Below are 14005 nucleotides of genomic sequence, written 5' to 3'. Positions count from 1 at the left end.
GTGGTGGGGGTTCTTCCTTCCTAACACCTGCGACAAAGCCTCGCGTCAAGCCTTTTGCATTGAACGATGACGTGAAAATGGTAGGACACCGTCATGACTATCAAACTGAAAATCGGCACGCGCGGCTCGAAACTGGCCCTGACGCAGTGCGGCTGGGTCCAGCGCCAGATCGTCGCCGCCATGGGTGATGACCCGGCCAACGCCGACGCGATCGCGCCGCTGACCGTCATCACCACGACGGGCGACCGCATCCAGGACCGCCGCCTGATCGAGGCCGGTGGCAAGGCGCTGTTCACGAAAGAGATCGAAGAGGCGCTTCTTCGCGGCGATGTCGATATCGCCGTCCATTCGCTGAAGGACGTGCCGGCGCACGAAGTTCCGGGCCTGACGATCTGCGTCATCCCGGTGCGCGAGGATCCGCGCGACGCCTTCCTGAGCCCCAACTATGCCAGTCTGGACGACCTGCCCAAGGGCGCCAGGCTCGGCACCGCCTCGATGCGCCGTCAGGCCCAGGCACTCAGCTGCCGGCCCGACCTCGACATCATCATGGTGCGCGGCAATGTCGATACGCGCCTGGCGAAACTGAAGGCTGGCGACTGCGATGCCCTGCTGCTGGCCGCCGCCGGGTTGAACCGGCTGGGCCTGAGCCGCGAAATCCGCAGCTTTATCGATGCCGATCAATACGCCCACGCACCGGGGCAAGGCGCTTTGGCGATCCAGTGCCGCAGCGAAGATGTCGGCCAGGACTGGATGAAGCGCCTGCATCACGAAGAGACCTTCCTCGCGATCCATGCCGAACGCGGCGCTCTGGAAGCGCTCGAAGCGTCTTGCCGGACGGCAGTCGGCGCTGTCGGTAAGGTCACGGACGGCACGCTGTCTTTGTTCGTCGAAGCCCTGAGCGCCGATGGCCAGAAGCGCTGGCAGCGCCGCGAGACGCTTTCTAACGTCACCCCGCAGACCGCCCGCGAACTGGGCCTGCGCCTGGGCCACGCCATCAAGGCCGAAGCCGGCCCGGACCTGATCGTTGCGTAAGGCCCCCACCACCGCATCGCCTTCGCTACGCTCAGTCGTCTTGCGCTTGCCGGGACTATATCCCGGCTTCGCTCATCCGGCCTCCCCACAAGTGGGGAGGTATAAGGCAGCGCCAATCTATTCTATACCTCCCCAAAAGCACCTCGGATCTATCAGCGCATGCAATGCGAATGAGGTAAGCGCCGCGAAAGTACAGCTTTCGCAAGCGCAGGACCACACGAGCCGTAGGCGAGATGTGGTGGTGGGGGCAGGTTCGCAATGACAAATGTCGTCTGGATCACCCGCACCCATGGCGAAGCTACTGCCGAAGCCATCACGGCGCTCGGCCACGAAACCGTGCTCGCCCCGCTCCTTGCCGTCCAGCCGATCGACGCAAACCTGGACGTCCCCTATGACGCCATCATCTTCACCAGCCGCAACGGGGTTTCGGCCTTTGCCCGCCTGTCAGATCGGCGCGACCTCTCCGTCTGGTGCGTTGGCGATGCCACCGCCGACGAGGCCCGCACCCACGGCTTCGGCGATGTCGTCAGCGCCGGCGGCGACGCCCCTGCCCTGTTCGAAAAACTCAAATCCGAAGCCCCGCGCACCACGCGCTTCCTCTACGCCGCGCCCTCCGAACCGTCGGCGCCACTGGCTGCCTGGATGTGGGCCGAAGGCTTTACCATCCACCAGATCGCCGTCTATGAAACCGTAGCCACTCCCCCCGCGCTCTCCGACGCAGATCTCCACCGCGTCACCCATATCCTGATCCATTCGGCGCGTGGCGGTCAGGCCCTGGCTTCATATCTCGTTAGCCGTAAGTTTGCCTTCACCAATTCATGGTTTATCTGTATCTCTGAAAAGGCATGGCAAGGGTTTACGGACGCTATCGAGGCGCAGGACAAGGGCCTGCTCACGGGGGTGAGTGTACGGATTTCTCCGTTACCGGATGAGCCTTCCATGTTAAAACTGATCGACAGGGACGGCAGCTGAACGTCCCGATGGGATGCCAGAACATGACCGAGCCGCTGCAAACAGCCGCATCTGATACCTATTCCGATAGCGGCCTGAGCCCTTCGGACATGTCTTACGGCAAGCCGCAGCCCAGCCCAACCGCGGCCGCAACGCGCATGTTCATCATGTTCTCCATCCCGTTGGCCCTGATGTTCATCATCCTGGTCGCCGCCTTTGCCTGGAAGCTAAACCAGACGAAAAACGCCGCTCAGCCACCTGTTGTCGCCGCCGCCCCCGCCAAGGATGCCCAGATCGCCCAGTTGCAGAGCCAGATTATCGCCCTGCAAAGCCGCCTGGCCGCACCGGCTGCTCCGGCCGAAACCATCTCGCCGGTCCCGCCCGCCCCTGTTCCGACCTATGCCGATCCGGCCCTGCTGACCCAGTTGTCGCAGCGCCTCGACCGGCTGGAAGCCAACCAGCGCGCCCTGGCCCGCGCCGCCGCCGCCGCCAATGCCGCCGCCGCCCTGCAGTTGAAAGCCCACTCTTCCGAGCCCTTCCTCAACGAACTGGCCGCCGTCGAGCCGGCCTTCGATGACCCGGCCCTGACCGCGCCCTTGCGCGCCGTCGCTGAACGCGGCGTTCCGTCCGAAACCCAATTGGCCATCGAATTCCCGCAGGCCGCTGCCAAGGCCAATATCGCCGCCAAGGCCGCCGGCAGCGAAGACAGCCTGTTCGAGCGCGCCCGCCATGCGCTGAGTTCGCTCGTCTCGGTTCGCCGCGTCGACAATCTCAACGGCAAGGGCGTCCAGGCGACCCTGGTCCGCGCCGAGACCCGCCTGAACCAGGGCGACCTGAAGGGCGCGCTCGCCTATCTCGACACCCTGCCGCCGGAAGGCCAGAAGGCGCTGAAGCCCTGGCTGGACAAGGCCCGCGCCCGCGCTCTCGTCGACGGCACGACCCTGCGCCTGACGCAATTGACTCTGCAGAAACTTGCGAAAGCCAGCGATACCGGAGCCGCGCTGTGATCCGCACCCTCCTTATCCTACTCGGCATCACCATCCTGGTCACGACCGGCATCGGCCTGATCGGCGATCCCGGCGCGGCCAGCCTGGTCTGGCTCAACTACCGCATCGACACCTCGGCGGCCGCCGCCGTCAGCATTATCGGCGTCCTGGCCTTCTGCGCCGTTTGCTTCTGGAACCTGGCCCTGTGGCTGTCGCGATCGCCGCAACGCGCCGAGCGCGCCCGTGCCGAAACACGCCGCCGCCAGGGCGACGAAGTCCTGACGCGAGGCTTCCTGAGCGTCGCCTCGGGCGATGGCAATGAAGCCCGCCGCAACGCCGTAAAGGCGCTCGATCTGTGCGACAATGTTGCCCTCGTCCGCATCCTGACCGCAATGGCGGCTGAAACCTCCGGCGACGTCACCGCCACCCGCGCCGCCTATACCGCCATGCAGAGCGTGCCGGAACTGAAGCTCGCCGGGCTCAAGGGCCTGATGCAGCTGGCGCAAAGTCAGGGCGACAAGGCCGAAGCCGTCAAGCTGGCGACCGAAGCCTATAGCCAGTCGAAGCCCGCCATGTGGGCGTTCGAGACCCTGTTCGAAGCACGCCTTGAGGCTGGCGAGTGGTCCGAAGCCCTGGCCCTGATCGATGGCGCCCTGACCCGTAAATTAATCTCGCCCATCTTCTCCGAACGCGCCAAGGCATCACTTATGGTGGCCTCGGCCGCCGGCGTCGAAGCGACCGATGAGACCCAGGCACTCGACTACGCCGTCCGCGCCGCCAAACTGCAGCCGCAGTTTACGCCGGCCGCCGTCATCGCCTCACGCCTGCTGTCCAAGGCCAACAAGCTCGGCCGCGCCGAAGACGTATTGGAAGCCGCGTGGGCGGCCCGTCCGCACCCCGCCCTGTGGCTCAGCTATCGCGACCTGGTGTCGGACGAGACCCCACGCGAACGCGCCCGCCGTCTGCAGGGGCTGATCGACCGCAATCCGAAACACCGCGAAAGCCGCATCCTTCAGGTCGAACGCGCGCTGCTGACCGGCGCACGCCAGGACATCGCTGACGCCGTGAAAGCGTTGGAAAACGACAGCACACCCGACACCCTGACCAAGCGGGGCTGCGCGGTGCTGGCGCGGGGCGCGTCGGCGCTTCAGGACATGGACACGGCGCGTGCCTGGGCGGCCCGCGCCACCATCGCCAAGTCCGATCCCGAGTGGGCGGACATCGACGCCGAAGGCCGCGCGTTTGAGTACGGCGCCGCTGACTGGTCGAACCTGATCCTAACCTTTGCCGGCACGGCGACCCTGGTCCACCCGCGCTTCGAACGCGGCGAAAAGGGCCTGCCGGAATTGCCTGACCTGCCGTCGCGCTACGTGCCGTCCATGCCGTTCATCAAGGCGGCCCAAAAGCGCTCCGCTAACGTGCCGTTGCCGGACGATCCCGGGGGGTTCGACGCCGCCATCACCGGCCAGGACCTCGATGAAGCCGAAGCCGCGCGTGCCAAACCGGTCCGCAAGGTCCGCGCACCGAAGGCTGTGAAATAAAAGCAATATCCCCTTGGCAAGGGGCATGCAGTTGTGTAATGACACGCCCCTGTCCGCGAGCCATATAGGCCTTCGCGTACTTCCGGGCCGCTTTAGCTCAGCCGGTAGAGCACCTCATTCGTAATGAGGGGGTCAGGTGTTCGAGTCACCTAAGCGGCACCATCACCTTGTTCGCCGAGTCAGCGACAGGGTGAAAAATCTAACAACTTTGTTAGTTTAGACACGCATTGACCGCAGTGTGCTGCCGTTTGCCGACATTCAGCTGATGTCCTGAAGCAAGAGCAGGAACGTCACGATGACCAGGCTAAATGAATTGCGCATCGTCAATGGCGGCTCCGCCCAAACCATTGATCCAATTCAGGGCCGCTTCAAAATTGTTGAAAAAGGCATAGTCCCGATACGGAAATGGCGCTTGCAGCCGGCTTAACCGGGCTTCCATTGCCGGATAGTCGCTGACGATTGCGGTTCTTCGTCCGACATCGCGACCTTTGGTCAATTCAAACCAGATTCGTCCGACCTCTTCGTTGTCGGCATCGGTGAAGGTGGCGACGTAATCGCCCAGGTCGAAAATGCAGTCATACCGCCAGGCGTTCTCAAAGCCACGCAGGTGATCCACCATGCTTTCGCGCAGATCCACCCCCTCAATCCGACCGGAATAGCGAATAACAATGAGGGAACTCGGGATATCGACGACAAAGGTAAATCTATACTTTTTCATTGAACACAGGCTCATCTTACACGACCGGTTATCCCATAAAGGTGATTAACGCGCACTTGCCCTGCCCGGCACGCGTCGCACGAAACTGTGAATGGTCAAAAACCGTATCAAGAAGAGTTGCTAGCGCGGAATGATTTTAGACGAAAATACCATCCGGCCTAAGATATTGTTTTGTTGAAATATTTTAGCGAAACCGCTGACGCTTGGGCTACGCCGAACGTCGTTTCGCCATATCGCTCTAATCGCCCAATAGCTCGCGCACGCGGTTATAGTCCGCCATCTTGGCTTCGTAATCGGCGCGGGCCGCGCGGAACCCCTCGGTCTGGCTCAGCCCCATGTCGAACAGCAGGTTGGCCTTTTGCGCGGCCAGTTTCACATGCTCTCCAAGGACCATCATGCGTGTAGCCAGGGCAACCGGATCGGTCGCTTCGTTTGGAGACGGTTCGGGATTTGAATTTTGCAGCAGGTCAGACATCACAAACAAACGTCGGAAAAAGGCGGGATGGAACGGTCTACCTTATAACCGGTGTTGAGTTGCCGCCCTGTTAATCCCTGCGAAAATATTTGTGAACCACCGCCTGAACAGGGACAGCCCGAACGCGTATGCTCCCTCCACGCCGGACACCTCGTCTGATGAAGGATCGCGCTCCTGCAGAACGGACACCTGCGGCGCAGTCAAAAAAAACCGCAGCCATTTCAAGCTGCGGCAAGAGAGGATGATCGAAAAAACAGGGAGTGTATTTTTCGATCATGGGAACAGATGCCACAAGGGATTTCCTTGCGAGCTACAGAATACAATATTCTGATATCGGTATCAAATTGCAATGCACATATTTACATAAAAAAAGCGACCTCCGTTATTTACGAAGGCCGCACATTACTTTCTATAATTTGAGCCTACCCTCCGAACTTGTATCTCAGACTGATATTATAGTTGCGACCATTCAGAAAATGCTGACGCTCGACATCGGTTTCATACCCACCCGGCTCACCGACATTGCGGTTTAACGCACTGTCTGTCAGGTTGAGGGCATTCAGCGAGAGGGTCAGTTGCTCGTTGATCTTGTAGTTCAGCGAGGCATCCAGCACGCCATAGGCCTTGATGTAGCGCCCATCGATCGGGTTGGTCGCTGCGCCGAAGAGGATCGCGTCAGACCGCCAGGTATAGACGACACGTGCCGAGAGCTTGCTGTCTTCGTAGATACCCGACAGGCTGTAATTGTGCTTCGACTGCATCGGCTGGGGCAGGACGACGAAGCGTGGGACGGCCGCCGTACCGAAGTTCACCGGCAGCGCCGTATCGACGTAGGTGTACGAACCCGACACGCCGAAGTGGCTCCAGATGCCTTCCAGGTCGTCAAAGAAGTACTGGCCCGCCAGTTCGATCCCCTTGACCCAGCCCGGCTCGGCATTGATCGTGCGTGTGATCAGGTACTGGGGCGACGGACATCCGGTCGGCGTTACCGGCGTTGGCGCCGGAGCCCCTGCAATCGTTTCACAGGTCGCGATCCCGTAGAAGAAGCTGTCGATATCCTTCTGGAAGAGGGCCGCCGACAGATAGTTCGTGCTGCTGAAATAGCGCTCAAGCGACAGGTCATAGCTGTCCGCCAGTTGCGGCCGCAGGTTCGGGTTGCCGGCCCCGCCCGTGCCCGACGTCGTCGAATAGGTCAGGCTGGGGTTGAGCTGGTCGAGACCCGGGCGCGTCAGGCCCTTGCCATAGCCGAAACGCAGGAGGAAGTCCGGCGCGAAGTAGTAGGTCGCGTTCAGGGACGGCAGCGTGTTGCTGTACGAGGTCGTCTGGCTCAGGCCGGTGCTGGGGAGGCCGGCGATGGCATGACCATCCGTCGTGACGTAGCGGACGCCGACATTGCCCTTAAGCTTGGCGTCAAACAGTTCGAACTCGCCCATCAGGTAGACGGCATTCGTGTCTTCTTCGACGAAGCGGCGGCTGGCGACAGCTTCGGGCAGCGAAGCATCGGCAGGAATGCCGGCCAGTCCGAAGCGATTGCGGATGTTGTCGCCCAACAGCGCGTCGGAATCGACCGCCAGGAAACCGCCCGGGTATCCCGCCTTGCCGCGCATGAAGTTCCCTGGCGCCGTGATAAAGAGGTCCTGCATGCTGGTGCCGTAGATGGCATTCGAGAAGTCGCCCGCCAGCGCCACGCCATTGGTCGTCAGCGGCTTGGCGGAAACGTTGAAATTCTTGAACGTGCTTTCCTGATGCGCGTTGCGGAAGCCGAACTTGATCGCCTTCAGGACGCCGTCGAGTTCGTACTTGCCGCTGAGCGCGATGGCATGACCATTGTCGTCCCAGACCGAGTGATTGCCGTTCTGATAGTCCTTGAGCACCCAGTTGGCCGGATCCGCCAGGCTGGACCCAACGATATCGAAGGTATGCGGGGCGCCATCGACGCCACGGACAATGGTCCAAGTCTTGCCAGCGCCCGACACCATGTTGATCGACCGGTTGTCGACCGTCCGATCGGCCTTGATGTACATCACGTCCGCCTTGAGGCTGAGGCGCGCGGTCGGCGACCACTCGACGCCGCCGGCGGCCGTCCAGGTCGTATAGGGCGTGTGCTCATCGCCGCTGACGGAGGTCAGCGTCGAGTTCAGGAAGGTCGCGCCGGCAAGGCGCTTGGAGACGAGAACGTCATCGCTTCCGCCGTTGCTGTTACGATTTGCCAAACCTTCCGTGTATTCGAACGGCGACGTCGTCAGGCCCTGCACCGTCTGGTTGTCGACCGAGTTCAGGCCACGGTAGTTCTGATGATACTGATAATAGGTGTAGTTATAGTCAGCGTAGAAACGTAAGGCATCATTCACGCGATAGTCAGCGGCGAGGCTCAGGCCCTTGCGCGTACGATAGATGGTTTCCTGGAACTGATTGTTGGTCAGGGCGGTACCGACCATGACATTGCTGATCTGGTCCGCCGTCAGGCCGGTCAGGTTCGGCTGGTTTACCCCCGTGGACGGCAGGCTGGCCAGGAACCAGGTGTCAGAACGGCCGTCATAGGCGTGATTGGCGCCGGCCGTCGTCAGGTATTCGGCACTGTCGGCGCGGATGGCCCGCTTGAAGTTCGCCCCGCCATTGGCCGGGTTGTTGTCTGAGCGCCCGGTGCTTGCGGACGTCACCGCCGCAGCCAGGAAGCCGATACGGCCACCGTCGGCCAGGTCCCACTTGTTCGCGACCAGGCCGAATACCTCCGGGTCGGAGCCGTTCTCCAGGTCGTTATAGCGGAGCGTCGCGCCCAGGGACACGGTCAGGCGCTTGAAATCGCTGGGGTTCCGTGTGCGGATATTGACCAGGCCGCCGATGCCGCCCTCGATATGCTCCGCCGACGGGTTCTTGTAGACGTCGATACCCGCGATCATCGCCGGGATGGCGCTTTCGACATTGAATTCACGGTTGCCGGCGGTGAAGTAGACGCGGCTGTTGATCTGGGACGCCGTCTGGCCCGACAGGCCGCGAATGGTGACGCCCGAACCGGAGCCGCCGGGCGAGGCGCCCTCACCCGCATAACGGTAACCCTGGACACCCGGAATGCGCGTCAGCGTCTCGGACACGTTGTTGTCCGGCAACTTGCCGATGTCTTCGGCCGTGATCGAATCGACGACTTCGGACGCATTTCGCTTCAGTGAGACGTTCGAGCGCGCGCTGGCGCGCATGCCGGTGACAACGACCACGTCCCCGGACGCGGCGCTACCCGTCGCCGGTACGTCCTGCGCATAGGCGCCGGATGCCGCCAGCGCCGTGAGCACGGCCAGGCCCGACACCTGCCCAAAAGCCTGCATTGAAAAAGATCGAATATTCTTCATGTTGGTTTCCTCATTTTGTTCGCGTTGGTCGTCAGCCTGTGGCCACGCCCGCATTTTATCGTTTCCGTCGCCCAAGGACGGATGCTGGATTGTCTCTCGCACCTAATCAGAAGCCATTCTGATATCGATACCAGTTACCTTTGAAATACACCCGGCATGTGAACGCGTCAATCGGGCACCGAATATGAGAAATCGATATGAGACATTTTAAACACAACCAACCATGCAAAAAAATACCATTTGACAACGCTATCACAAAACGGTCACCTGAAAATGTTATTGATTCATAATATGAAAATAAGTTTTTGAAATGTCGTATAAATAATTTCCCGACGCGATCAAATCGCCGATCCAGATCGATAAAATTTCACATATTAGGATTCCAATACGCGAAAAAGCCGCAGCATGATGAAGGGGCATTTGCGAAAAATGCGATCGTGGAAAGTGACACGGACCCGGAGATTTGATATCGATATCCAAAATAACCGGAAAGCCTTTTGCAAGGCGTTCAGAGCACAGGAGAGACCGCATGGGCAAGAGGGACATAATCACCGCCACAGTTTGGTTGCTGGCCAGTATGTTGACGGCCAGCGCCGAAGCGGCAGTATCCCAGGTCGAGGTGTTTCCGTTCCCTCAACCCGTCCGTTATAGCCACCACAATGACGACTTCACCGTCCGGGTGCGCACCCCTGGCGGCCAGTGGCAGGATGTGTACGAGTACAATGTCAAGGTCGACTACGACCGGCCGCAAAAAGACGCCTCCATGGTGTACTTCAATTTTGACGGCGCCGTTGAGGTCTCCGTCCAGAAGAATAACGGTACCGTCTCGAAGGTTGATATCCGGCCGACCGCCAAGGGAGTGAAACACACCCTAAGGGACGGCGTCGTCTATTTTACCCTGCAAAAGCCGGAGAACCTCAGCATCGAGTTCGACGGCGACCGCCACCACAACCTCCACCTCTTTACCCACGCCATCCGGCGCGACTGGCCTGCCTTTCCGCAGCGCCCAGCCTCGCCCTATGACATCGGCCTGGCCAAGACACCCGACCTGACCCAGCCCGTCGTCTATTTCGGCCCTGGTATCTATTCCGGAGATCTCAGGCTGCGGTCGAACACGACCGTCTATATTGACGGCTCGGCAATGCTGCGCAGCCCGCTGATCATTGACGGCGTCGAGAACGTGAAAGTGATCAGCGACGGCCTGTTTGACGCCGCCGGCGGCATGCAGATCCGGAATTCCAGGAAGATCTCGCTGGACGGGCTGATCTTCATCAATCAAACCAACGGCACCATGGCGTGCCACGCCTCCCAGGATATCGAAGAACTGAATATCCGGACGATCGGCGGGGGCCAGTGGTCCGATGGCCTGGGGCATTTTGGTTGCCAGCGGGTCAGGATATCCGGCGCCTTCATCCGCACGTCCGACGACAATATCACCCTCTATAACCACCGGTGGGACACCTGGGGCGACACGCGCGACGTCACCGTTACCCATTCGACCCTGTGGGCCGACATCGCGCACAACGTCATGATCGGCATCCACGGCAATACGCCGTCTCCCGCGCATCCGGAACCCGAAGTGATCGAACGCGTCGTCTTCCGCGATATCGACGTGCTGGACCATGACGAGGATGAAGACGATTACCAGGGCGCCATCGGGCTGATGGTCGGCGACGATAATCTCGTCCGCGACATCACGTTCGAAGACTGGCGTGTCGAGCGCATCGAGGAGGGCAAGCTGTTCAGCCTCCAGGTCCTCTATAACCAGAAGTACAATACAAGCCCGGGCCGGGGCATCGAGCGCGTCACGCTTCGCAATATTGCCTATACCGGTAAGGGCGCGGCCGCTGCCTCCCTGATCCGGGGCTATGCGCCCGACCGGACGGTGCGTGACATCACGATCGACAATGTGACCGTTGCCGGAAAGAAGATCACCCGCGCCGAGCCCGGCCTGCTCGACATTGGCTCCCATGTCGAAGGCATCACCTTCAAATAAGGCCGTTACCTGGCTGGCCCTCTCGAAGCCGGCCAGGCGACGATTAGAGCGATATGGCGAAAAGTGTGAAGCGGTTTTCGCCTTAAATATCGCCACCCAACAAAAGATTAGATCAGCTTGTCCGGCGCGGGGCCGGTAGACCCCCGGTGCATGAGCATGAATTTCATCAGCTGGTGGGTCGGCCGGCTGTCCTCCCCCTGCTTCAATGCCCGGATCTTGTCATGGATGGTGCCGACGGCGCTGCGGCCCATGGCCACGATCGGCTGATGCACAGTGGTAAGTTGAGGCCAGACCGTGGTCGCGACCGGCGTGTCGTCGAATCCGCAGACACTCAGCTCATCGGGTATGGAGATGCCCATGCCGTGGGCGACCGCCAGCACGGCCGCTGCCATATCGTCGTTGGAGGCAAATATGGCCGTCGGCCGGTCGTGCCGGTCGAGCAGGTCGCGGCCGACCTCAAGCCCCGACCTGTAGGTAAACTGGCCTTGCAAGACGAGATCTTCCACCAACGGCAGGCCGGCTTCCCGAAGGCCCGCCAGGAAGCCCTTGTAGCGGACGTCGGTTGGCGTGTGGCTTGGGTCGCCCTTTATGAAGCCGATGCGGCGATGACCGAGGTGGACGAGGTGCCGCGTCAGGGCCAGCGCCCCCTGAAAGTCGTCAATCCGCACCGCCGACACGTCCGGCAATGGCCGTGCCGTCGCCAGGGCGAGCACGGAGATACCGGCGCGCTTCAGCATCTGAACCGTCGCCTCCGAGTCGCACAGCGGCGGCGGCAGGATCACCCCGTCGACACCGGCTTCGACCAGCCGGTTGACCGCATTCTTCTGGGATTGCAGGCCGCCGCACTTTTCGAGGATCAGCTGGGCCCCGAGCTTAGATGCATGCTCAAGGCCACCCAGCATGATCTCGTTCAGGTAGGATGCGGACGGATGAGAATACAAGATCCCGATACGGACACCGCCAAGGCCCGCGCGCGTCGACTGGGCAGCGACATTGATGGAGTAGTTCAGCGCCTTGATCGACGCCAGGACGCGCTCCCTCAGCGGTTCCCGCACATTGACATTCTGGTTGATAACGCGCGACACGGTCATGGACGAGACGCCGGCATGCCTTGCGACGTCATGGATCGTGACACTGCCTCCCTGATCCGCGGGCACTTTGTTTCTCAACGTTTTTTGCTTGCGCACCTTATCAATCCCTAACCTGGTCGCGCCCGTCACTCGGCCACGGTGAACGCTTCAAACTCGGCGTATCCGACACGGGTCGCCACAAAGGCGGGTGTTCCGGACGACGCCTGAGCAAACAGTCCGACCTGCGTGCCGACCCAGCGGCCGGGCTGCGTGGTCATGCCTGGTCCGATCGGGGTAAACGCCTGGCCATCCAGGCTGTAGCTGAAGGTCACCCGCGCGTGGGTAGACCTGAGCATCGACGGCCAGTAGTCGGCGAAATTCGGCACGGGCTCGGCAACTGTGACCGGTTCGAACCTGACGCGAACCCAGACAGGGCCATTGACCTGCACGGGAGCGGTGAGCACGGTTTCCGCGCCACCCAGATTGGAGCGGGGCCGGCTGACCTGAACCAGCCGTACGCCATCCGCTGTCTTCTCAAGCCCGATCCAGCCATAGTCGTAGCCCAGCACCAGCAAGCCGGCGCGTTCGCCGGGCAGGTTGGCGTTCAGAGACAGCTGCGTCGTCGCACTGAAGGTCATGCCGGGCAGCTTCTGGGTCAGCAGGTTGCCGGCCTCCCACAAATTGGCCGACGACGACACCGATTTGAGACGCAGCTTGCCCTTGACCGAGCAATCGACCCAGTCCTCACCTGGATTGGCGCTCCATTGCCAGCCAAGGTGATAGCCATCGCCGAACGCATCGTTCACGACCGGCACCGCGCGCGGCTGCTGCGGGACATCCGGCTTGCGATAGCGCGTCACGGGTTGACCGAAAGCCTCCCCGTTCTGGCGCTCTCCAATAATCGGCCAACCGTCCTTGCCCCAGACCATCGGTTGCAGCAGGACGCGGCGGCCATAGGAGTCGGTGTCCTGAAAGTGCAGGAACCAGTTTTCGCCGCCCGGCGTATCGACCCACGCCCCCTGGTGCGGACCATTGAGCTCCGTGACGCCCTGGTCCAGCACGCTCCGCGCCTCATACGGCCCCTGGATCGACCGCGACCGGAACACACCCTGCCAGCCCCCCTTGACCGAACCGGCGGGCGCAAAGATGTAGTACCAGCTATTGCGCTTGTAGAGCTTTGGCCCTTCCAGCGTGAACCACGGCTTGTCGCCCTGCGAGGTCCTGACCTTGGGAAGCTTGCCACCATCGACGACATCGATGCCGTCGTCGACCACCCGCGTCCCATCAGCGCTCATCTTTTTGATGCGGATGACATTGTTGAAACCCGCGCGCGAACCGGCAAAGGCCATGGCCAGATAAGCCTGGCCGTCATCGTCCCAGAACGGCGCCGGATCGATTGCTCCCTTGGCACCATCGACCAGGACAGGCGTCGTCCACGGTCCTTTTGGGTCGGTCGCCGTTACGACGAAGATGCCGAAGTCGGGGTCCGGGTAGTAGATCATGAATGTCCCGGCGTGATGCCGGATCGCCGGCGCCCACACTCCGCCGCCGTGGCGCGGCACCGAATGGTGGCTGTCCGGCACGTTCCGCGCCAGCGCGTGGCCAATCAGGGTCCAGTTGACCAGGTCTTTCGAATGCAGGATCGGCAGGCCCGGCACGTTGGTGAAGCTCGACGCCGTCAGATAGTAGTCGTCGCCGACACGCACGGCATCGGGGTCCGAATAGTCACCCTGGAGCACCGGGTTGATATAGGTACCGTCCCCCTGATCCGGGCTCCAGATTCCCGGCGGCAGGGAGGCCGCCGGCTGGACCAGAGGCGGTTCAGCGGCATTTGCCGGGGTTACGATGGCTGAGACGAGGCAACAGCTAAGTGCCAAAGGCTTCCAGGTCAT

The 14005-nt window shown here is 61.4% G+C and carries 10 protein-coding genes and 1 tRNA gene; 6 read left to right on the top strand and 5 right to left on the bottom strand.

The window, feature by feature from the left end; translation table 11 throughout:
* Nucleotides 1-93 precede the first annotated feature (93 nt).
* The 5 genes from hemC to AC1DON_RS17410 all read left to right on the top strand — a co-directional run bounded on the left by hemC (nucleotide 94) and on the right by AC1DON_RS17410 (nucleotide 4672).
* Nucleotides 94-1032, top strand: coding sequence for a hydroxymethylbilane synthase (gene hemC / locus AC1DON_RS17430; protein ID WP_476936087.1), 939 nt, complete (start codon nucleotides 94-96; stop codon nucleotides 1030-1032).
* 258 nt (nucleotides 1033-1290) lie between these two features.
* Complete coding sequence (locus tag AC1DON_RS17425; RefSeq protein WP_476936086.1) at nucleotides 1291-2004, top strand: uroporphyrinogen-III synthase; 714 nt, start codon at nucleotides 1291-1293, stop codon at nucleotides 2002-2004.
* A 23-nt stretch (nucleotides 2005-2027) separates the two neighbouring features.
* Complete coding sequence (locus AC1DON_RS17420) at nucleotides 2028-2990, top strand: COG4223 family protein (protein ID WP_476936085.1); 963 nt, start codon at nucleotides 2028-2030, stop codon at nucleotides 2988-2990.
* The gene (locus AC1DON_RS17415) at nucleotides 2987-4510 is read left to right on the top strand and encodes a heme biosynthesis HemY N-terminal domain-containing protein (RefSeq protein ID WP_476936084.1); all 1524 of its coding nucleotides are present in this window, start codon (nucleotides 2987-2989) and stop codon (nucleotides 4508-4510) included. The genes AC1DON_RS17420 and AC1DON_RS17415 overlap by 4 nt, the downstream gene beginning before the upstream one ends.
* An 86-nt stretch (nucleotides 4511-4596) precedes the next feature.
* A tRNA-Thr gene (locus tag AC1DON_RS17410) sits at nucleotides 4597-4672 on the top strand.
* Nucleotides 4673-4814: 142 nt separating this feature from the next.
* Here AC1DON_RS17410 and AC1DON_RS17405 read toward each other — a convergent pair.
* From AC1DON_RS17405 to AC1DON_RS17395, 3 genes are all read right to left on the bottom strand, one after another.
* Nucleotides 4815-5228 carry a hypothetical protein gene (locus AC1DON_RS17405; RefSeq protein ID WP_476936083.1) on the bottom strand — a complete coding sequence of 138 codons (414 nt, stop codon included), beginning with the start codon at nucleotides 5226-5228 and terminating at the stop codon, nucleotides 4815-4817.
* A gap of 238 nt (nucleotides 5229-5466) precedes the next feature.
* A complete protein-coding gene (locus AC1DON_RS17400; protein WP_476936082.1) occupies nucleotides 5467-5703 on the bottom strand; it encodes a hypothetical protein in 237 nt (78 codons plus the stop codon).
* Nucleotides 5704-6125: 422 nt separating this feature from the next.
* Nucleotides 6126-9047, bottom strand: coding sequence for a TonB-dependent receptor (locus tag AC1DON_RS17395; protein WP_476936081.1), 2922 nt, complete (start codon nucleotides 9045-9047; stop codon nucleotides 6126-6128).
* Nucleotides 9048-9576: 529 nt separating this feature from the next.
* Between AC1DON_RS17395 and AC1DON_RS17390 the strand changes: the two genes are divergently transcribed.
* Nucleotides 9577-11043, top strand: coding sequence for a glycoside hydrolase family protein (locus tag AC1DON_RS17390; RefSeq protein ID WP_476936080.1), 1467 nt, complete (start codon nucleotides 9577-9579; stop codon nucleotides 11041-11043).
* A 107-nt stretch (nucleotides 11044-11150) separates the two neighbouring features.
* Here the strand turns inward: AC1DON_RS17390 and AC1DON_RS17385 are convergent, their stop codons facing one another.
* Together AC1DON_RS17385 and AC1DON_RS17380 are read right to left on the bottom strand one after the other, a co-directional pair.
* Nucleotides 11151-12200 carry a LacI family DNA-binding transcriptional regulator gene (locus AC1DON_RS17385; protein WP_476936079.1) on the bottom strand — a complete coding sequence of 350 codons (1050 nt, stop codon included), beginning with the start codon at nucleotides 12198-12200 and terminating at the stop codon, nucleotides 11151-11153.
* A 59-nt stretch (nucleotides 12201-12259) separates the two neighbouring features.
* Nucleotides 12260-14005, bottom strand: a complete 1746-nt coding sequence (locus AC1DON_RS17380) for a glycoside hydrolase family 43 protein (RefSeq protein WP_476936078.1) — start codon at nucleotides 14003-14005, stop codon at nucleotides 12260-12262.

This window comes from Asticcacaulis sp. P4_H10 (genome assembly GCF_056400965.1).
This window is presented reverse-complemented; position numbering and strand designations above follow the sequence as displayed.

Bases quoted from the DNA above. Each gene is read 5' to 3' on its own strand.
- hemC (WP_476936087.1), top strand. From the start codon at position 94: ATGACTATCAAACTGAAAATCGGCACGCGCGGCTCGAAACTGGCCCTG.
- AC1DON_RS17425 (WP_476936086.1), top strand. From the start codon at position 1,291: ATGACAAATGTCGTCTGGATCACCCGCACCCATGGCGAAGCTACTGCC.
- AC1DON_RS17420 (WP_476936085.1), top strand. From the start codon at position 2,028: ATGACCGAGCCGCTGCAAACAGCCGCATCTGATACCTATTCCGATAGC.
- AC1DON_RS17405 (WP_476936083.1), bottom strand. From the start codon at position 5,228: ATGAAAAAGTATAGATTTACCTTTGTCGTCGATATCCCGAGTTCCCTC.
- AC1DON_RS17400 (WP_476936082.1), bottom strand. From the start codon at position 5,703: ATGTCTGACCTGCTGCAAAATTCAAATCCCGAACCGTCTCCAAACGAA.
- AC1DON_RS17395 (WP_476936081.1), bottom strand. From the start codon at position 9,047: ATGAAGAATATTCGATCTTTTTCAATGCAGGCTTTTGGGCAGGTGTCG.
- AC1DON_RS17390 (WP_476936080.1), top strand. From the start codon at position 9,577: ATGGGCAAGAGGGACATAATCACCGCCACAGTTTGGTTGCTGGCCAGT.
- AC1DON_RS17380 (WP_476936078.1), bottom strand. From the start codon at position 14,005: ATGACCTGGAAGCCTTTGGCACTTAGCTGTTGCCTCGTCTCAGCCATC.